Origin of the sequence: Bradyrhizobium sp. 186, assembly GCF_023101685.1 — a bacterium.
Classification (GTDB): domain Bacteria; phylum Pseudomonadota; class Alphaproteobacteria; order Rhizobiales; family Xanthobacteraceae; genus Bradyrhizobium.
The window spans coordinates 2,028,804-2,048,012 of sequence record NZ_CP082164.1; the positions used below are offsets into that span (position 1 = coordinate 2,028,804).

At 63.2% G+C, this 19,209-nt stretch carries 22 protein-coding genes and 1 pseudogene; 7 read left to right on the forward strand and 16 right to left on the reverse strand.

Annotated elements, in window-relative coordinates:
* The 6 genes and pseudogenes from IVB18_RS09410 to IVB18_RS09435 all read right to left on the reverse strand — a co-directional run bounded on the left by IVB18_RS09410 (position 1) and on the right by IVB18_RS09435 (position 2,658).
* Entirely contained in the window at positions 1-438 is a 438-nt protein-coding gene (locus tag IVB18_RS09410; RefSeq protein ID WP_247988903.1) for a DUF1801 domain-containing protein, read from the reverse strand.
* A complete protein-coding gene (locus IVB18_RS09415) occupies positions 435-659 on the reverse strand; it encodes a hypothetical protein (RefSeq protein ID WP_247988904.1) in 225 nt (74 codons plus the stop codon). Before IVB18_RS09415 ends, IVB18_RS09410 begins: the two co-directional genes overlap by 4 nt.
* A gap of 40 nt (positions 660-699) precedes the next feature.
* On the reverse strand, positions 700-1,131 hold the full coding sequence (locus IVB18_RS09420) for an SRPBCC domain-containing protein (protein WP_247988905.1): 432 nt from the start codon (positions 1,129-1,131) through the stop codon (positions 700-702).
* Positions 1,128-1,451 carry a metalloregulator ArsR/SmtB family transcription factor gene (locus IVB18_RS09425; RefSeq protein ID WP_247988906.1) on the reverse strand — a complete coding sequence of 108 codons (324 nt, stop codon included), beginning with the start codon at positions 1,449-1,451 and terminating at the stop codon, positions 1,128-1,130. The genes IVB18_RS09420 and IVB18_RS09425 overlap by 4 nt, the downstream gene beginning before the upstream one ends.
* 71 nt (positions 1,452-1,522) lie before the next feature.
* A pseudogene (locus IVB18_RS09430) lies at positions 1,523-1,997 on the reverse strand (DsrE family protein).
* 40 nt (positions 1,998-2,037) lie between these two features.
* Positions 2,038-2,658, reverse strand: a complete 621-nt coding sequence (locus IVB18_RS09435; protein WP_247988907.1) for a hypothetical protein — start codon at positions 2,656-2,658, stop codon at positions 2,038-2,040.
* A 305-nt stretch (positions 2,659-2,963) separates the two neighbouring features.
* Between IVB18_RS09435 and IVB18_RS09440 the strand changes: the two genes are divergently transcribed.
* Together IVB18_RS09440 and IVB18_RS09445 are read left to right on the forward strand one after the other, a co-directional pair.
* On the forward strand, positions 2,964-4,493 hold the full coding sequence (locus tag IVB18_RS09440; protein WP_247988908.1) for an SUMF1/EgtB/PvdO family nonheme iron enzyme: 1,530 nt from the start codon (positions 2,964-2,966) through the stop codon (positions 4,491-4,493).
* A gap of 17 nt (positions 4,494-4,510) precedes the next feature.
* Complete coding sequence (locus IVB18_RS09445; protein WP_247988909.1) at positions 4,511-4,960, forward strand: DUF4399 domain-containing protein; 450 nt, start codon at positions 4,511-4,513, stop codon at positions 4,958-4,960.
* On the opposite strand, the gene IVB18_RS09450 is transcribed toward IVB18_RS09445, so the two are convergent.
* The 10 genes from IVB18_RS09450 to pqqA all read right to left on the reverse strand — a co-directional run bounded on the left by IVB18_RS09450 (position 4,961) and on the right by pqqA (position 14,985).
* Positions 4,961-6,016, reverse strand: coding sequence for a 2-oxoacid:ferredoxin oxidoreductase subunit beta (locus IVB18_RS09450; protein ID WP_247988910.1), 1,056 nt, complete (start codon positions 6,014-6,016; stop codon positions 4,961-4,963). It lies immediately after the preceding gene.
* Positions 6,013-7,860: a 2-oxoacid:acceptor oxidoreductase subunit alpha gene (locus IVB18_RS09455; RefSeq protein WP_247988911.1), complete on the reverse strand. Its 1,848-nt coding sequence runs from the start codon at positions 7,858-7,860 to the stop codon at positions 6,013-6,015. The genes IVB18_RS09450 and IVB18_RS09455 overlap by 4 nt, the downstream gene beginning before the upstream one ends.
* Positions 7,830-9,629: an FAD-dependent oxidoreductase gene (locus tag IVB18_RS09460; protein ID WP_247988912.1), complete on the reverse strand. Its 1,800-nt coding sequence runs from the start codon at positions 9,627-9,629 to the stop codon at positions 7,830-7,832. Before IVB18_RS09460 ends, IVB18_RS09455 begins: the two co-directional genes overlap by 31 nt.
* Positions 9,630-9,867: 238 nt before the next feature.
* Positions 9,868-10,545, reverse strand: a complete 678-nt coding sequence (locus IVB18_RS09465; protein ID WP_247988913.1) for a DUF4286 family protein — start codon at positions 10,543-10,545, stop codon at positions 9,868-9,870.
* 13 nt (positions 10,546-10,558) lie between these two features.
* The gene (gene pip, locus IVB18_RS09470; protein ID WP_247988914.1) at positions 10,559-11,545 is read right to left on the reverse strand and encodes a prolyl aminopeptidase; all 987 of its coding nucleotides are present in this window, start codon (positions 11,543-11,545) and stop codon (positions 10,559-10,561) included.
* Entirely contained in the window at positions 11,535-12,734 is a 1,200-nt protein-coding gene (gene pqqE, locus IVB18_RS09475) for a pyrroloquinoline quinone biosynthesis protein PqqE (RefSeq protein WP_247988915.1), read from the reverse strand. The genes pip and pqqE overlap by 11 nt, the downstream gene beginning before the upstream one ends.
* Positions 12,731-13,042, reverse strand: a complete 312-nt coding sequence (pqqD, locus tag IVB18_RS09480; RefSeq protein WP_247988916.1) for a pyrroloquinoline quinone biosynthesis peptide chaperone PqqD — start codon at positions 13,040-13,042, stop codon at positions 12,731-12,733. Before pqqD ends, pqqE begins: the two co-directional genes overlap by 4 nt.
* A gap of 10 nt (positions 13,043-13,052) precedes the next feature.
* Positions 13,053-13,832, reverse strand: a complete 780-nt coding sequence (gene pqqC, locus IVB18_RS09485) for a pyrroloquinoline-quinone synthase PqqC (protein WP_247988917.1) — start codon at positions 13,830-13,832, stop codon at positions 13,053-13,055.
* Positions 13,829-14,758 (reverse strand): pyrroloquinoline quinone biosynthesis protein PqqB, encoded by a 930-nt coding sequence (gene pqqB / locus IVB18_RS09490; RefSeq protein ID WP_247988918.1) that lies wholly within the window; start codon positions 14,756-14,758, stop codon positions 13,829-13,831. The genes pqqC and pqqB overlap by 4 nt, the downstream gene beginning before the upstream one ends.
* 146 nt (positions 14,759-14,904) lie before the next feature.
* Positions 14,905-14,985, reverse strand: a complete 81-nt coding sequence (gene pqqA / locus IVB18_RS09495; RefSeq protein WP_007595659.1) for a pyrroloquinoline quinone precursor peptide PqqA — start codon at positions 14,983-14,985, stop codon at positions 14,905-14,907.
* Positions 14,986-15,234: 249 nt separating this feature from the next.
* On the opposite strand from pqqA, the gene IVB18_RS09500 reads away from it, so the two are divergent.
* The 5 genes from IVB18_RS09500 (at position 15,235) to tarD (ending at position 19,143) form a co-directional block, all read left to right on the forward strand.
* Positions 15,235-15,492, forward strand: a complete 258-nt coding sequence (locus tag IVB18_RS09500; protein WP_247988919.1) for a hypothetical protein — start codon at positions 15,235-15,237, stop codon at positions 15,490-15,492.
* 202 nt (positions 15,493-15,694) lie between these two features.
* Complete coding sequence (locus IVB18_RS09505; protein ID WP_247988920.1) at positions 15,695-17,095, forward strand: amidase family protein; 1,401 nt, start codon at positions 15,695-15,697, stop codon at positions 17,093-17,095.
* 2 nt (positions 17,096-17,097) lie between these two features.
* Positions 17,098-17,574, forward strand: a complete 477-nt coding sequence (locus tag IVB18_RS09510; protein WP_247988921.1) for a glutathione peroxidase — start codon at positions 17,098-17,100, stop codon at positions 17,572-17,574.
* Positions 17,571-17,834, forward strand: coding sequence for a DUF3297 family protein (locus tag IVB18_RS09515; RefSeq protein WP_247988922.1), 264 nt, complete (start codon positions 17,571-17,573; stop codon positions 17,832-17,834). Before IVB18_RS09510 ends, IVB18_RS09515 begins: the two co-directional genes overlap by 4 nt.
* Positions 17,835-17,973: 139 nt before the next feature.
* Positions 17,974-19,143, forward strand: a complete 1,170-nt coding sequence (gene tarD / locus IVB18_RS09520; RefSeq protein WP_247988923.1) for a mandelate racemase/muconate lactonizing enzyme family protein — start codon at positions 17,974-17,976, stop codon at positions 19,141-19,143.
* Positions 19,144-19,209 lie beyond the last annotated feature (66 nt).

A 19,209-nucleotide genomic window follows, 5' to 3' on the forward strand; every position in this document is an offset into this window, starting at 1 on the left:
CTACGCCGAATTTTTGGCAGGCTTCTTCTCGGCCTTGGACGTGTTCAAAGCCGCGGCCGCGCGAATGAGCGCCTTCAACGCTTTCTCGTTGATTTTCGCGCCCTCATGGAAATCGATCGCGCGCCGCACATTTCCGTCGAGGCTCGAATTGAAGAGGCCTGCGGGATCCTCCAGCGCCGCGCCCTTGGCAAAGGTCATCTTCACGACGGCCTTGTAGGTTTCGCCGGTGCAGATGATGCCGTCGTGCTCCCACACCGGAACACCGCGCCACTTCCATTCCTCGACGACATCGGGATCGGCCTCCTTGATCAGGCCGCGAATCCGCCCAAGCATCTCGCCGCGCCAATCGCCGAGCTCCTTGATCCTGCCGTCGATCAGCTTGGAGGCTGAGGGTCCGTCCTTCGCGCTGCTCGTCTTCGCCGTCACAGCCTTCTTCATGATCTCGCCTCGCTTGAAGCGCCGCCGCGTCGGCCGACATAGGGCAACGCGAACATATACAGCCCGGTCGCGAGCAGCGGGATCAGCGGGACGAGTGCCAGCAGGCCGATCCACACGGCCTGGAGCTGCTGCGTCATCGCGACGATGTTGGCGATGACGGCGAGCGTGAAGGCGATGGACAGCCAGCGATGGATCTGTCGAATCCACATATTTGAGCTCAATGGGACCTCCTCTGAAGATGAATGGATGTCGGCGGCCGCGCTAGTCCGCCCGCGCCAGCAACTGTTCCAGCTTTGCAAAAAACTGCTTCCAGCCGGCGTGTGCGCCGCCATAGGCCTGCTTTTGGCTGGGGCGGAAGCCCGCTTGCTCGACGCGCAGATGAGTGCCTGCGCCCGTCGGCGTCAGCGTGAAAGTCACCACGCTTCGGAGATCAAAGGCCGCGTCCTCATGCGAGAAATTCCAGGTATAGGCGAGCGATCGCTGCGGCTCGACGGCGAGCACCTCGCAGTCCAGCACGCCGCCCCACTCGCCGCGAAGATTGAAGTGGTGGCCGACGACGGGCTTGAAGTCGTTCTTCATCAGCCATTCCTCGATCAGATGCGGCTGCGTCAGCGCGCGCCAGATCCGTTCCGGCGGAAAGGCAAATTCGCGCTCCATGGTCACGGAACGCGTCTCGGTCGCAGCTTCGGTCATTGGTCCATCCTCTTCAGGAGATCGTCGAGGGCGTCGAGCCGGTTCTGCCAGAACCCGGCCATCTGGCTGGTCCAGTCGACCAGCGGATTCAGCGCACCGGGCTGCGCGCTGTAGTGGGTTTGGCGCCCCTCATGACGGTCGCGCACCAGCCCGGCCTGCTTCAGCGCGCCGAGATGTTTTGAGACCGCCGGCTGGGAAACGCCGGACCGCGCCGTCAGTGCCCCGACCGTCTGCTCGCCCTCGCGGCACAACCGCTCGAAGATCGCCCGCCGGGTCGGATCGGCCAGCGTCCTGAACAGCAGATCGTGAGTGGCGGACATGCAAATTCCATAACCATTCAGTTATGGATTAATTCATAACCGTGGAGTTATGGATAAGTCAAGTGCGACGTCTAAGGTCGCAGATAGAGATAGCCCTGCGATTGTCGCAAATAGAGATAGCCCTGCGATTGAAGCTCGGCCAGACGGACCACGCCGCCCTTTTCCGCGCTGACGAAGCCCGGCAACAGGTCCGTCAGCGTGACGTCCTGCGCCTTCATCGTATTGCCGCAGGCGGCGAGCTCGACGCCGTCCTTGGAGAAATCGCCGACCCGCTTGCTGACATCGGGATTGGCCTGCGCCCGATGAAACGCCTTCAGCCGGTCCGCGGATGACCAGCGCGATCGTCACATGGTCGGGACCGCCGACGCCGTCGATGTGGTTCTGGATCTTGCCGAGCACGAAATTGACCTTCTCGGCGTCGCTGAGATGATAGACCACCTTGAGCTTGTTGCCCGCGCTGGCTTCCGTCGCGGCCTTCGCGCGGAAGGCGCCAAGCGTCGCGGCCAAAGCCGAGACTGCGCCCCACAAGATGTTCCGGCGGTTCATGGCGATCCCTCTCGACTGGCCTGATTTTGCCGGACACATATCACTTGCGGCGGAGTGCCGCGAGTTCCTTGCGGTCGATCACGAGCGAAGCGCACTCGGCATTGCCGGCCCGGTCGAGCCGGAAGATATTGTCGTCGGCGCCGGCCAACAGCGACTCCTCGGCGTCGTCATCCGGCTTGTTGTTCTGCCAGACCTTGACCCGCGCGAGCCGCACGATCGCCGAATTGTTCTCCTTCGAGAGCGCCACCCCGATGCCGCCGCCCTCGCGATCGACGCCGCAGCCGAGGCGGACGTCGTTGCCGTCTTTGGCGAATACCGCGTGGTTACAGGAGCCGCTGGAATCGAAATCGCCGGAGCGGTGGCGGTATTTGAAGCCGAGGCGGAAGGTGTTGTGAAGCTGCTTGTCCTCCTTGTCGTATTCCGCCGAGACCAGCAGCTTCATGGAGGCGACCTTCTGCTTCGGATGCCGCGCCAGATGCTCGGCATCATAGCGGCGGACGAAGCAGGCATAGGCCTTGTTGCCGGGCGGGCCTGCATACATCCGCGCGTTGAAGGTCTCGGCCTCGGCCTTGCCGGCCTCACGGATGTCGTCGGCCTCCTCGGCGTGGGCAGCGCCGACGAGTGCGGCAACGGCAAGGGCAGCAAAGAGAGAAAGCTTCATGATGGCCTCGCGCGCAACAGCTGAGCTGTAGGCTGTAGACGCGGCCCAGGTGCAACGCGTTCAACGTTCGCAAGTCCCTGACATGATCATCGCAGGGCGGAGCGAGCTGATTAGTTCCGTGCAGGGCATTAGTCATCGGTGGCGTCAGGAAGGTTCAATCGATGTGACGCATTCGCCTTCCGGAACTCGATGCCTGCGATTCCTTCGACATTGCCCCGTTTCATCGATGTGATAGCCTTCACAGACGACCGCCCTTGGCAGTCGTAAGCTGGGGTTGCCTTTGCAAGTTTGTGGAGTGCCCCGCAATGGGCGAAATTCGCAACTTCAGATCCGGAAATCACGACGAGCAGCCCCCGCACGGCGCAATGCCTCGTCGTCTCGCAGCGATCATTGTCGGTGACATCGCTTCCTATAGTCGCTTGATGCAGCACGACGAGGAGGGAACGCATGTTCGCGTCAAGCGGATCGAGCGCGATCTCATCGAGCCCAGTATCGTCGAGCACCATGGCAGCCTGGTGAAGACGACGGGCGATGGTTTCATTGCCATTTTCGATAGCCCCGTCGAGGCCGTGCGATGCAGCATCGTCATTCAACAGAACCTCATCGGCCGCAACGCCTCGCTTCCGAAGGATACCAGGATCGAATACCGGATTGGCGTCAATCTCGGTGATGTCATCGTGGAGCCGGACGATGTCTACGGCGACGGCGTCAACATCGCCACGCGCATCGAGGGCATCGCCGAGCCTGGTCAGGTCTACATCTCGGGCGCCATCTACGAGCAGATCAAGCACAAGGTGGTGTGCGGTTACGAGTCGCTCGGCGACCGGAAGGTCAAGAACATCACGGATCCCGTGCGCATCTATCGCGTGCTGCCGGACGCCGATGCGGTCGGCAGGACGCGAGGCCGGCGTGAGAATACCCTTATCTTCCTGTTGGGCATCACGCTGCTGGTCATTGCCGCCGGCGTACTCTGGTACCTGCTGGCCCAGACGCCCGGCAGGATGAGCGAGCAGGCGGTCACGCCGACCCCTTCTCCCAGCGTGTCACCGATCCCGCAGCCTCCGCCGCGCGAAGCGGCGACACAGACGCCGCAACCGTCTCCCTCGGTGGCCTCGTCACCCTCGCCGTCCGCCCCGCCGCCTGGCCAATCGGCGACGCCGGTCCGAGAACCCGAATTGATCGCCATTCGCGGCGGCAGCTTCGCGATGGGAAGCAATGATGATCCGACCGAACGACCTGTCCACCAGGTCACGATCAAGCCGTTCTCGATCGGCAAATATCCGGTGACCGTGCAGGAATGGAACGAATGCGCAGCCGCAAAGGCGTGCGGCTTCACCGCCACCGGCAAGGACGATGCGCCGGTCACCAATGTAAGCTGGACCGACGCTCAGCAATATGCCGGCTATCTCGCGAAGGCGACCAAGAAGCCTTACCGGCTTCCGAGCGAAGCCGAATGGGAATATGCGGCGCGCGGCGGAACGCAGACCAAATATTGGTGGGGAGACAAGATCCAGCCGGGCATGGCCGGGTGCAAGGACTGCGGCGACGCCGTGGCCGAGCAGCCGGCGAAAGTCGGCAGCTTCAAGCCCAATCCATTCGGGCTTTACGACATGGGCGGCGGCGTCGATCAGTGGGTCGACGACTGTTGGCACAAGACCTATCAGGGCGCACCCGTTGACGGCTCGGCATGGAGCAGCGGGGACTGCGGCGCTCATGTCCTGCGCTCTGGCTCCTGGAAGAACGACTTGAGATATGTGCGGCCGTCCAACCGCGATGGCTACGACACCAATGTTCGTTATCCGACGCATGGATTCCGTGTCGCGCTAAGTCCTTAAGTGCTGGAGTAGATTTGATGCAAATCCTTCGCTGCGCCGCCTTGTCGGTGGCGCTCGCATTGCTCCCAGGCGTCGCCCATCCGCAGGGCAAGACGGCTCCCAAGGACGCAAAGGTTTACTTCATCACCCCGTATGACGGGCAGAAGTTGCGCGGCGGATTCTGGGTCCGGTTCGGCTTGCGCAACATGGGCGTGACGCATGCCGGCGACGAGTACCACAACGCCGGTCATCATCATCTGTTGGTCGACGTCAACGACCCCATAGATCCGAAGGAGCCGATCCCGCAAGACAAGTCGCATCTGCATTTCGGGGCAGGGCAGACCGAAACGTTTCTGGAGCTTCCGCCCGGGACCCACACCCTTCAACTGGTGCTGGGCGATGCCAAGCATTATCCGTTCGAGCCGCCTGTCGTGTCGGAGAAGATCAACTTGCGCGTCAGGCAGCCGCCACCTCAACGCGGCAAATGATCAGCGCAGACTGGCGTTGATCTTGTCCAGCACCGCCGAGCCCGGGCACAGCGTGTCGGCTTCCAGTGTGTTCAGCGGCGTCTCGACCGTGTTGAGATGCTCGTGCAGGTCTTCGGCGTCAGGGTCGACATAGAGCAGGCCGGTGACGATCTGCCCCTTGGCGGCGTGCTTCTGCAGAAAGGTCATGGCGCCGAGACGGTCATGCGGATCGTAGTCCGCGTCGATCTTGCGCAGCGCGATCTTGCTGCCGTCGTGCTGTTCGACCATTTGCACCGTGCCCGGCGCATAATCGACGGCGATCGGATCGCGGCCGACCAGCACGTCGAGCCGGTTCACCGCGTCATTGTGCTCGCGAACATAGTCGAAGCTCTTGGTCGAGCCGGCGTGATTGTTGAAGGCGATGCAAGGGCTGATGACGTCGATGAAGGACGCACCCTTGTGACCGATCGCGGCCGCGATCAGTGGCACAAGCTGGCTCTTGTCTCCAGAGAACGAACGCGCGACGAAGGTCGCGCCTAACTGCAGCGCGATCGCGACGAGATCGATCGCGTTGTCGGTGTTGGTGACGCCCTTTTTCGACTTCGAGCCGCGGTCGGCGGTCGCCGAGAACTGGCCCTTGGTCAGGCCGTAGACGCCGTTGTTCTCGACGATATAGGTCATGTTGACGCCGCGCCGGATCGAATGCGCGAACTGGCCGAAGCCGATCGAAGCGGAATCGCCGTCGCCGGAGACGCCGAGATAGATCAGGTCGCGGTTGGCGAGATTGGCGCCGGTGAGCACCGACGGCATGCGGCCGTGAACGGAGTTGAAGCCGTGCGAATTGCCGAGGAAATAGTCCGGCGTCTTCGACGAGCAGCCGATGCCGGAGATCTTCGCCACCCGGTGCGGTTCGATCGAGAGCTCATAGCAGGCTTCGATGATCGAGGCCGTGATCGAATCGTGGCCGCAGCCGGCGCACAGCGTCGAGATCTTGCCCTCGTAGTCGCGATGCGTATAGCCGAGGTCGTTCTTCTTCAGTCCCGGATGATGGAATTTCGGCTTTGCAATGTAGGTCATGATACGGCCTTGCGGAGCGGGGTCACCTTGAGGTGATCCTGGTGGTCGCCAATGGCTTTTGCGATGAAGCGGGCGGTAATCGGCGAACCGTCGTAATGCACGATCGGTACGAGGCGCACCGGGTCGATGCCGTTCTCGTTGACGATGAGTTGACGGAGCTGGCTGTCGCGGTTCTGCTCGACCACGTAGACGAAGTCGTGCTCGGCGAGGAAGCTCGCCACGCTCGAGTGGAACGGGAAAGCGCGGATGCGCAGGCGGTCGAGCTGATGGCCCCGTGTCTCCAAAAGTCCGATCGCCTCGTCCATCGCGGGCGTGGTCGAGCCGAAATAGATCACGCCATATTTGGTCGGCCGTTCCGCATTGGCCTGGAGCGGCCGCGGCACCAGATCCTGCGCGGTCTCGAACTTGCGCATGAGACGTTGCATGTTGTCCGCATAAACCGAGCCTTCTTCGGAATAGCGCGCATAGCGGTCGCGCGATGTGCCGCGGGTGAAGTACGAGCCCTTGGTCGGATGCACGCCGGGATAGGTGCGGTAGGGGATGCCGTCGCCGTCGACATCAAGATAGCGCCCGAAGTCGCGGCCTTCCTCCAGCATCTCCGCCGTCATCACCTTGCCGCGGTCGTACTGCTTTGCGTCGTCCCACTTCAGGGGACGGCAGAGCCGGTGATTCATGCCGATGTCGAGGTCGAGCATCAGGAAGATCGTGGTCTGGAGCCGCTCGGCGAGATCGAAGGCGGCCGCCGCGAACTCGAAGGCTTCCGCGGGATCCTCGGGAAACAGCAGCACATGCTTGGTGTCGCCATGCGATGCATAAGCGCAGGCGATGATGTCGCATTGCTGGGTGCGGGTCGGCATGCCCGTAGAGGGGCCGGCGCGCTGGATGTTCATGATCACGGCCGGAATCTCGGCAAAATACGACAGGCCGATGAACTCCGTCATCAGCGAGATGCCGGGACCGGAGGTCGCGGTGAAGGCGCGGGCGCCGTTCCAGGAGGCGCCGATCACGATGCCGATCGAGGCGAGCTCGTCCTCGCCCTGCACGATCGCGTATTTCGCCTTTCCGGTCGCGGGATCGTGTCGGTACTTGTTGCAGTGGCTGGTGAAGGCTTCCGCGACCGACGAGGACGGCGTGATCGGATACCAGGCGCACACCGTCGCACCGCCATAGACGGCGCCCAGCGCCGCCGCGCTGTTGCCCTCGATGAAGATGCGGTCGCCGACCTTGTCGGACTTCTTGACGCGCAGCCCGGTCGGGCATTTCAGGTTTTGCAGCGCCCAGTCGCGCCCGAGATGCAGCGCGTGAACATTGGAGGAGAGCAGCTTTTCCTTGCCCTTGTACTGCTCGCCGATCAACTGCTCGATCAGCTTCGGATCCATGTCGAGCAGCGCCGAGAGGCTGCCTAAATAGATGATGTTCTTGAACAGTTGGCGCTGGCGCGGATCGGTATAGGTCGAGTTGGTGATCGCGGTGAGGGGAACGCCGATCACGGTGATGTCGTCGCGGAATTTGGTCGACGGCATTGGCTTGGTGGAATCGTAGAACAGATAGCCGCCGGGCTCGATGCCGGCGATGTCCTTGTCCCAGGTCTGCGGGTTCATCGCCACCATCATGTCGACGCCGCCGCGGGCGCCGAGATGGCCGTCTTCCGTCACCCGCACCTCGTACCAAGTCGGCAGACCCTGGATGTTCGAGGGGAAGATGTTGCGTGGGCTAACCGGAACGCCATGACGCAGGATCGCGCGCGCGAGCATCTCGTTGGCGCTGGCCGAGCCCGAGCCGTTGACGTTGGCGAAACGGACGACGAAGTCGTTTACGCTGCTGATCGGCTTTTTGTCGGACATGCTGAACCTGCGTGAGTCATCTCGATTAAATACTTCTGCATGTCCCAGGCTCCAGTGGGACAACGCTCGGCGCACAGCCCGCAATGCAGGCAAACGTCCTCGTCCTTCACCATCACGCGCCCGGTCTTGAGATCGCTGGAGACGTAGAGATCCTGGTCGGGATGGGGCGAGGGTGCCTTCAGGCGGTGCCGCAGGTCGCTCTCTTCGCCATTGTCAGTGAAGGTGATGCAGTCCATCGGACAGATGTCGACGCAGGCATCGCACTCGATGCAGAGCGAGGTCGAGAACACGGTCTGTACGTCGCAGTTCAGGCAGCGATGGGCTTCGCCGAGCGCGAGCTTGACGTCGTAGCCGAGCTCGACCTCGGTGCGGATGTCCTTTAGCGCGATCACCTTGTCGCGATGCGGCACCTTGAAGCGCTTGTCGGCGGAGATGTCGTTGTCATAGCTCCATTCGTGGATGCCCATCTTCTGCGAGGAGATTTGCACGTCCGGCAGCGGCCGTTCGCTGATATCCTCGCCGGAGAGCAGCCGGTGGATGGACAGCGCGGCGTCATGGCCTTGCGCCACCGCCCAGATGATGTTCTTCGGGCCGAAGGCGGCGTCGCCGCCGAAAAACACCTTTGGATTGGTCGAGACGAACGTCTTCGGATCGACCTTCGGCATATTCCACTTGTCGAACTCGATGCCGCAGTCCTGCTCGATCCAGGGGAAGGCGTTTTCCTGGCCGACCGCGACCAGCACGTCGTCGCATTCGATGGTCTGGTCGGGTTCGCCCGAGGGCACCAGGTTGCGGCGGCCCTTGGCCTCGTATTCGGCTTTTACCTTCTGGAAGGTGATGCCAGTGAGCTTGCCGTTGTCGTGGATGAAGGCGACGGGGACGAGGAAGTTGAGGATCGGAATGTCCTCGTGGATCGCGTCTTCCTTCTCCCAGGGCGATGCCTTCATCTCCTCGAAGCCGGAACGCACGATCACCTTGACGTCTTCACCGCCGAGCCTGCGCGCCGTGCGGCAGCAATCCATCGCGGTGTTGCCGCCGCCGAGCACGATCACGCGCTTGCCGATCTTGTCGGTGTGGCCGAACGAGACGGAGGACAGCCAATCGATGCCGATGTGAACGTTGGCGGCGGCCTCCTTGCGTCCAGGAATGTCGAGCTCGCGGCCGCGCGGCGCGCCGGAGCCGACGAAGATGGCGTCATACTTCTCCGCGAGCAGCGAATTCATGCTCTCGATGCGATGGCCGCCCTTGAAGTCGACGCCGAGGTTGAGGATGTAGCCGGTCTCCTCGTCGATCACCGAATTCGGCAGGCGGAATTTCGGGATTTGCGTCCGCATCATGCCGCCGGCTTCTGGATCGGCGTCGAACACGGTACAGTGATAGCCGAGCGGCACCAGATCGCGCGCCACCGTCAACGAGGCGGGGCCGCCGCCGACCAGCGCAACGCGCTTGCCGTTCTTCGGCGAGGGCCGCGGCAGGCGCTGCTTGATGTCGTCCTTGAAGTCGGCCGCGACGCGCTTCAGGCGGCAGATCGCAACCGGAGTTTCTTCCACTCGTCCGCGCCGGCACGCCGGCTCGCATGGACGATCGCACGTGCGCCCCAGGATTCCGGGAAACACGTTCGATTTCCAATTGATCATGTAGGCGTCGCTGTAGCGGCCTTGGGCGATCAGTCGGATGTATTCGGGAACCGGGGTGTGCGCAGGACAGGCCCATTGGCAATCGACCACTTTGTGAAAGTAGTCGGGGGCCGCGATATCGGTCGGTTTCATTCCTACCCTGTCCGCGCAGGCCCAAAGACCCGGCGGCCTTTTCTTGAGCTTGGCGAACGCTTAACGCGCGTCGATCTGGTTTCTGAATGACGTCATTAGGTTAGCTTATTAGAACCGTTCCGAAGTACAACGGCAAATTTTCGCAATCAAAGGCTTTCATGGGAGCTGCGCGCGCACAGCATTAATCCCCGCGCGCGGTATGCGGCGGTGCAGCATGTTGCGATGCGTCTGACTGCATTTAGCTGCGCGCGACATCGCTCTTCGCGAGATCCCACATCAGCGAATAGGTGCCGACCGAGACCGGAAGCGGGAAGGGCGACGCCGCAGGGCCGGTGAAGCGCTCGGCGATGACAGCCGAGACCTTGCCGACATGGGTGCCGTCGATCAGCACGAACCAGTCGCGGGCGCCTTCGTTGCGCACCGCCGGAATGTCCGCCGTTGCGCCCGAGAGCTCCGGTTCGCTCTCCAGGAGATGCATGGAGATGATGCCGTCAAGCTTCTCCGGCGCCAGCTTTTCTTGCAGTGCATCACGCCATGCTCCCGCATTGTCGGGTGTCGGGCGCAGCCGCACCACGCCGAGCGCAGCCCCTCGTCCGGCGCCGTTGCTGATGGTGATGCGCGCGACCACGCGGAGCATGTTCTTGAAATGCGCCATGGTCTGCCGCGACCAGTCGGTTGGGCTCGCGAGCCGCGCCCGGTAGGCGAGGCTGTCGAGCACGTCGAGCGTCGCGGTCGAATAGAGGCTGAGATATTTGGGATTGGCGGCGTGCGCGACATAGCGCCGCGCCTCCAGAAACCCCTCGATCGCGACGCGCTCTTCCAGATGCTCGCGATCGTACCAGCGGTTGAAATCGGCTTCATCGGCTGCGTCGATATTCATCGACGTCAGCAACATGCCTTTCCCGGCGAGCGGCATTTTTCTTGTCCTCTTATCGCGCCGTCTTCGAAGCGAGGTCCGCGATCGACTTCATGACTGCGTCCCTCACGCCGGCATCATAGAGCGAATGTCCGGCTTCTTCCACGATGCGAATCTCGGAACCCGGCCAGACTTTCGCGAGCGCCTGAGATGTCTCAGGCGGGCACAACAGATCATAGCGGCCCTGGATGATGATGCCGGGAATGCCGGCAAGCCGACCGGCGTTCCGCAACAACTGGCTTTCGGTCATGAAGCTGTCGTTGACGAAATAATGCGCTTCCATGAACGGGGTCGCGGGCAATGTGCGCCACACGTTCAGCGAGGCCAGGTCCAGCCGTGTCCGCGCCGGCTTGTGCTCGGAGAGCGCACGCTCGGTGTCGTGCCACGCCCGCGACGCCGGTCCATGCACGGCGGGATCGGTATCGAGGATGCGGCGCCAATAGGATTCAATCGGCCGGTCTCGCTCCTCAGGCGGCAGCACGCTCAGAAAATCAGCGTGAAGCGCCGGATAGAACTGCGCCAGGCGCGAGGTGAACGCTGTTTCGACCTCGGCCCGCGTGCCCAAGAAGGTCGCGCGCAGCGCGATGCCGGAGACCCGCTCGGGATGCGCCTCGGCATAAGCCAGCGCCAGCGTCGCGCCCCAGGAGCCGCCGACCACGATCCAGCGTTCGAAGCCGAATTTTTCGCGGATCTTCTCCATGTCCGCGATCAGATGCGCTGTCGTATTGTGCTCGCGCGATCCCTTGGGCCGGCTGCGGCCGCAACCGCGCTGGTCGAACAGCACGGCATGGAAACGGTCAGGATCAAAAAGCCGGCGATGGTCGGGCTGGCAGCCGCTGCCGGGCCCGCCATGCAGATAGGCGGCGGGGATGCCATCGGCACGGCCGACGCTTTCGACATAGAGCTCGTGGCCGTCGCCGACGTCGAGCATCTCGGAGGTCAGCGGCGCGAAGGGATCGGCGCGCTTGACTGAATTGGCCGCGTCGGCGTCAGGCATCATTCTCGGATTCCAACGTGCCTCCGGCGAAGTTGCGGTAGAGGAAGCGGTTGGTCTCGCCCTCGGCCTCGCGCTCGGCCTGCTTGAAGATGGTCTCATGCAGCGGTGACAGCGCACAGGCCGGATCGGTGTTGGCGGCATCGCCGGTCAGCGCAAAGGCCTGACAGCGGCAGCCGCCGAAATCGATCTCGCGGAATTCGCAGCTCTTGCACGGCTCCTTCATCCAGCCGGTGCCGCGATAGCGGTTGAAGGCGTCCGAGTTCTGCCAGATCCAGGCGATCGAGTGATTGGAGCGCACCGATTCGAAATCGAGCCCGGTGATGCTCTCCGCGGCATGGCAGGGCAGCACCTTGCCGGCCGGCGAGATGTTGAAGAACTGCCGGCCCCAGCCGCCCATGCATTTCTTCGGCCGTAGCGCATAGTAATCCGGGACGACATAGTCGATCGCGAGCGTACCCTTGAGCTGCTCGCGGGCCTCTTCGACGATCCGCGTGGTCTCGTCGAGCTGCGCCACGGTCGGTATCAGCGCGGCGCGGTTCTTCAGCGCCCAGCCGTAATATTGCACATTGGCGACCTCGAGCCGGTCGGCGTCGAGATCGATCGACATCTGGATGATGTCGGGGAGCTGGTGCAGGTTCTGGCGATGCATGACCGCGTTGACGGTGAGCGGTAGGTCGAGCTCGCGCGTCCACTTCGCGACTTCGAGCTTCTTGTGATGCGCGCCCTTGTAGCCGGCGACGCGGTCGGAGAGACCTTCTTCGGTACCCTGAAAACTGATCTGCACGTGGCAGAGCCCGGCATCCGCGAGCGCTCCGAGCTTGTCGCGTGTCAGCAGCACGGCCGAGGTGATCAAATTGGTGTAGAGGCCGACGTCGCTGGCATGCTTGACCAGCTCGACGAGATCCTTGCGCGCGGTCGGCTCGCCGCCGGAGAAGTGGACCTGGAGCACGCCGATCTCGGCGAGCTCGCTCAAGACCTTCTTCCATTCCTCGGTCGTCAGCTCCTTGCCGGAGCGGTCGAGCTCGACCGGGTTGGAGCAGTAGGGGCATTGCAGCGGGCAGCGATGGGTGATCTCGAGCAGCACGGCGAGCGGAATGCCAAAGGTCTCCGCCGTCGAGCGCTGCTTCTCCAGCACCGCAAGGCTGTCACTGGCATCAGGCGGGATGGTCGGATTGCCGAGCAAATCGCTCATGGTGTCTTCTCCCGGGCTTCCGTGAGAAACCCCTTGTCGGCGAGATCCTGAAGCATGACGATGACGTCGGCCAGGATCGCCTCGCGCGGGGCGGCGTATTTCGCGGCCAGTTGTTCGGCGATGGCACCGACGCTGCGCTCGCTGTTGCAGAGCTGCAAGACCTCGACCGCGATCTCGTCCGGCGCCAGCACCCGCTCTGGCGCCAGGATCACCCAGACCTTTCGCGTCTCGTCGTATTTCAGCTTGGCATGCCGCGGCAGCACCGGCCGGCTTGTCTCGCTGACGCTGATATGACGCGACCCGGCCATCGGTCTGCTCCTAGCTGGCCTTGGGCACGAAAGCGCCCGGCGGAATGTGGCCCTCGACATAGGCGTGATAGAGCGCGTCGAGCTGCACCCAGAGCACGTTGGTCTTGAAGATCAGCGCATTGCAGACGGCCGCGCGCTCCTCCGGCGTCCTGGCATGCGACTTGACGTAGTCGAGTGCAAAACCGGCATCGCGCGGTGCTTGCGCCAGGCGCCGCTTGAAGTAGCTCATGATGTCAGGGTTGACGAAGTCGTAGTGCTCCAGCATGCCGGAGATGCGCTCCTCGTGCAGGTTCGGCGCGAACAATTCGGTGAGCGAGGAGGCGATCGCCTCCAGCGGGCTTTTTTCGCGGCAGTAATGCACATAGGCCTCCACCGCGAAGCGCGTCGCTGGCAAAATGCCTTCGGTCGATTCCACATAGGCGGTGTCGAGGCCGAGGCCCTCGGTCAGCTTGAGCCAGCGCTCGATGCCGCCTTCGCTGCCGACATCGCCGTCATGGTCCTCGATGCGGTGGCGCCATTCCAGCCGCGTGGCGCGGTCGCGGAACCGCGAGATCACCACCGCGTCCTTGATCGGGATTGTGCTCTGGTAATAGTAGCGGTTCAGCGCCCAGGCCTGCACCTGGCCCTTGTTCAGTTTGCCGCCGTGCAGCAGCTTATGGAACGGATGCAGGCTGTGGTAGCGCGTCGCACCGATGTGGCGCAGCGTCGCCTCGAGCTCATCGGCCGAGTTGAGCCGGATGTCCTTGCCGACCGAGAGCGCGGTCATTCCTGTCAGTGACGCGGCATTCACAGCACGATCTCCGTTCCGTCGGCGGGTATCTGCCAGCCCGCCTGCTCAGTGGCCTTGCGTTCGGGCGAGCCAGGCAGCAACGCCGGGTTCGAGTTATTGATATGCAGAAATATCTTCCTGTCGATACTGAGATCGGCGAGCCGCGCGATCGCGCCGTGGTCGCCGGACATCGCGACATGTCCCATGCTCGTGCCGGTCTTGTGGCCGAGCCCGGCCTTGATCATCTCGTCGTCGCGCCACACCGTGCCGTCGAAGAACACCAGCGCAGCGCCGTCGATCTCGGCCTTGAGCGCATCGGTCACCTCGGCGCAGGCGGCGATGAAATAGAAGCACTTGCCGGTCGACTTGTCGGTGATCTTCAGGCCCAGCGTATCGCCATCGCCGGTGTCTCCGCCGGGATGCGCCTTGCCTTCCAGATACCACGCCGACTTGCCGGGAACCGCAAAGGGCAGCACCTCGATCTCCGAGCGTGCACCATCGGGCAGTCGCGGCTCGAACGGCTCGCTGATATCGATCGGCTGCCGCCGCACGTTCTTCTCGTTCAGCACGTTGAAGATGCTGTTGGCCTTCAGGATCGCCAGCACCTTCTCATGCGCGTAGATCGTGAACGGCGAGCCTTCGCGCATCGAGAGCAGCCCCGCCACCGCATCCACTTCGCTATTGGTCAGGATCACGCCGGCGATTGGCGTGTGGCGCAACGCGCCTTCCTTGGGATGCAGCTGCGGCGCGGCATTCAATTGCTGCCGGAGATCGGGCGAGGCGTTGATCAGGAACCAAGACTCGCCGTCGCCGCTGAAGGCGACCGAGGCCTGGGTCCGTTGAAGCTCACGGCCGTTTGCACGGGCCGCCCGGCAGCCCTCGCAGCCGCAATTCCATTGCGGCACTCCGCCGCCGGCTGCGGCGCCCAGGACGACGACGCGAAGCATGATCCGTCTCCTGGAGGGTAGGTCGCGTGGTGGATCTCAGGCCGACACAAATTCTGTCTTCCGGAAACGCATTGTGACCGAAAGAACTCGACCCAAAGAATTCGACCGAAAGATCCACCCGCACTGAACGCAAATTCGCAAGCCGCTTACTTGCGGGTGGCGCTCACATACATGTTGATTTCCATGCCGCACGGCACTTCGACGATCTTCGGGGCTTTCCAGGCCATTTTGGCTCTCCATTTTCCAGAATTCGGACGTATCCGCCCATAAGGTAAACTACCGCCAGCGGAAAAGTTCGCCAGTTAAATCTTGGCGAGAATGCCATGTTGCGCCGCGAAAAATAGTGGTTGGAACACGGCTTTTAGCGAGGCAGTCTTGCGCTGAGCGCATTCGGTCGCGAACTCTGTCCTGATAAAGCAGTTGTGAGTGCAGTGCAGCTTTCTATCCGGTACAGGCGACCCAATTGGATCTCGGTAATGCCCAAATACTTCTTCAACACCCGTATCGGCAACGAATTGATCGTGGATCCCGACGGCGAGGACCTGCGGAACCCCGATCGTGCCTGGGAGGTCGCCCGCCAGATGATCCTGGAGGTGCTGAAATCCGAGGGGACGCAGCCGGCACTGCTCGAGGCGGTGATCGAGGTCACCGACGTCGATGGCGAGATCGTGCTGGAATTTCCCTTTACCGAGGCGCTCCTGGATATCCCGGATCAATCGGCGACCCGGCATTAGGGCTTACTCTCTCCACTGTCATTGCGAGGAGCCCTTGCGACGATGCAATCCAGACTGCCTTCGCGGAGGGATTCTGGATTGCTTCGCTTCGCAATGACGAAGATCGTGGCAATCCGGGTCCCCCGTCGCCTTCGCCCCTGCGAAATCCGCATGGCTTTGCCCCGTTCCCGGCGCTAAAAGACCCGGTCACACGGAGCAAGCCATGCAAGACCTCTGGCGCCTGTCGGCTGCCGACCTCGCCATCCTCGTCAAAGCCAAGAAGGTGTCCGCCAGGGAGGCCGCCAAGGCTGGCCTCGCCCGGCTCGACGCCGTCAATCCCAAGCTCAATGCCGTGATCGATCACCGGCCCGAGGACGTGCTCAATCAGGCTGATGCCGTCGATGTCGCCATTGCCCGTGGGGAGGACCCCGGCGTACTGGCCGGTGTCCCCGTCACCATCAAGGCCAATGTCGATCAGCAAGGCTTTGCCACCACCAACGGTCTCAAGCTCCAGCGCGACCTGATTGCGCGCGAGGACAATCCGGTGGTCGCCAATTTCCGCAAATCGGGCGCCATCCTGCTCGGCCGCACCAATTGCCCGGCCTTCTCCTATCGCTGGTTCACCACCAACCTGGTCCATGGCGACACCAAGAACCCCCGCGATGCCTCGCTGACGCCGGGCGGCTCGTCGGGCGGGGCCGGCTCGGCGGTGGCGGCCGGCATCGGCCACATTGCGCATGGCACCGACATCGCGGGCTCGATTCGCTACCCCGCCTACGCCTGCGGCGTGCACGGCCTGCGCCCGACCCTGGGCCGGATTCCCGCCTTCAACCCGGCGCTGCCGGAGCGCCCGATCGGGCCGCAGATCATGGCGGTGTCGGGACCGCTGGCGCGTACCGTCAATGATTTGCGGATTTCGCTCGCGGCGATGTCGGCGCACGACGCGCGCGATCCCTGGTGGGTGCCGGTGCCACTGGAAGGTCCGGCCCGGCCGAAGCGCGCCGCGCTCTGCCTCAATCCGGATGGGCTCGCGACCACACCGGAGGTGAAGGCGGCGGTCAGCGATGCCGGCAAGCGGCTGGAGCGCGCCGGCTGGACCGTCGAGATCATCGAAAACACGCCGCCGATGCGCGAAGCGGTTGAGTGGCAGACAAAGCTCTGGCTCGGCGACGGCTACGAGGCGCAGCTAGAGGCGGCCGAGCGCGAGGGCGATCCCGGCGCGCTGGCGTGCTTGCGCGGCAAGCGCGCCAAGGTCACGCCGTTCGACCAGGCGAACTATGCCAAGGCGCTGACCCGCCGTGCCACGCTGACCCGCGAATGGATGCTGTTCTTCGAGCAATACGCGGTGGTGCTGACGCCGGTGTCCGGCGAATTGCCGTTCCCGGATCATCTCGACTGCAAGGACGACGAGTCCTTCAAGCGGGTCTGGGAGGCGCAGCTGCCGCAGATCGCGATTCCCTTCATGGGTCTTCCGGGCCTCGTGGTCTCGACTGGCCTCATCGGCAAGGCCCCAGTCGGCGTGCACATCGTCTCCGGACGTTATCGCGAGGACCTCTGCCTGCTCGCAGGCGAGGCGATCGAGGCGGGCGGCGTGCCGCCGTCGCCGATCGACCCCGTGGGTTAGAGATGTCGGCCATCTACGAATTCAAGGCCAACTCGCTCGCCGGCGATGAGGTGCCGATGCGGCGCTTCGAGGGCCAGGTGATGCTGATCGTCAACACCGCGAGCAAATGCGGCTTCACGCCGCAATATCGCGGGCTCGAGGATCTGCATCGCGACCTGTCCCCGCGGGGCTTCTCGGTGCTCGGCTTTCCCTGCAACCAGTTCGGCGCGCAGGAGCCGGGGCAGGCGAGCGAGATCCAGGCGTTCTGCTCGACCAATTACGATGTCACCTTTCCGCTGTTCGAGAAGGTCGACGTCAACGGCAGCAATGCGCATCCTTTGTACGAGTACCTGAAACGCCAGCAACCCGGCTTGCTCGGCGCCTCCATCAAATGGAATTTCACGAAGTTCCTGGTGGATCGCACTGGCAAGGTGATCGCGCGCTACGCGCCGACCGCGCGGCCCGAAGGATTGCGGCAGCAAATCGAGACCCTGTTATGAGCGAGACAATCATGAGCGACGAATTTCCGGACCGTCTGTCGGTCGATCCGAACAGCCCCTACTACAACGCGGACATCCTGGCGCGCGACGTCGGCATCCGCTTCAAGGGCGTCGAGAAAACCAATGTCGAAGAATACTGCATCAGTGAAGGCTGGGTCCGCGTCACCGCAGGCAACGCCAAGGATCGTCACGGCAATCCGCTGACCATCAAGGTGCACGGGCCGGTCGAGCCGTATTTCAGGGACAAGAAGGAGTCGTAGAGCCCGAGCGTGCCGTAAGGTGCGCCGTCATGCCCGGGCTTGTCCCGGGCATCCACGTTCTTCGAGGCGGCCAAGACGTGGATGGCCGGGTCAAGCCCGGCCATGACGAAAGGAGAGAGCCCGCGAGAAAGCCACACCCATGTCCGTCCGCATCGTCGACGTTCGCGAAATCACAAAACCGATCTCCTCGCCGATCCGCAACGCCTATATCGACTTCACCAAGATGACGACGAGCCTTGTCGCCGTCGTCACGGATGTCGTGCGCGACGGCAAGCGCGTCGTCGGCTACGGCTTCAACTCCAACGGCCGCTACGGGCAGGGCGGCCTGATCCGCGAGCGTTTTGCGTCGCGCATTCTCGAAGCCGATCCGAAGTCGCTGCTGAACGCGGCCGCCGACAACCTCGAGCCCGACAAGGTCTGGGCCGCGATGATGACCAATGAGAAGCCGGGCGGCCATGGCGAGCGCTCGGTCGCGGTCGGCACCATCGACATGGCGGTGTGGGATGCGGTGGCAAAGATTGCGGGCAAGCCGCTGTTTCGCCTGCTCGCCGAGCGGCACGGCCTCACGGCAAATCCGCGTGTCTTCGTCTACGCCGCCGGCGGCTACTACTATCCCGGCAAGGATCTCTCGATGCTGCGCGGCGAGATGCGCGGCTATCTCGATCGCGGCTACAACGTCGTAAAGATGAAGATCGGCGGCGCATCGCTCGAGGACGACCGTACCCGCATCGAGGCGGTGCTGAAGGAGATCGGCAAGGACGCGCAACTCGCCGTCGACGCCAACGGCCGCTTCGATCTCGAGACCGGGATCGCATACGCAAAAATGCTGCGGGACTATCCCTTGTTCTGGTACGAGGAGGTCGGCGATCCCCTCGACTACGCGCTCCAGGCCGCACTCGCCGAATTCTATCCGGGCCCGATGGCGACCGGCGAAAATCTGTTCAGCCACCAGGACGCCCGCAATTTGATCCGCTATGGCGGCATGCGATCGGATCGCGACTGGCTGCAATTCGACTGCGCGCTGTCCTACGGCCTGTGCGAATATCAGCGCACGCTGGAAGTGCTGAAGACCTGCGGCTGGTCGCCGAGCCGCTGCATCCCGCATGGCGGCCACCAGATGTCGCTCAACATCGCGGCCGGCCTCGGCCTCGGCGGCAATGAGAGCTATCCCGACCTGTTCCAGCCCTATGGCGGCTTCCCCGACGGCGTCCGCGTCGAGAACGGCCACATCACTATGCCGGACCTGCCGGGCATCGGCTTTGAGGGCAAGTCGGATCTCTATACAGAGATGAAGGCGCTGGCGGAGTAGCCCGGCTGCGGCAACATTCTCCGTCATTGCGAGCGCAGCGAAGATTCCATGGGGAGTGGATAGCGA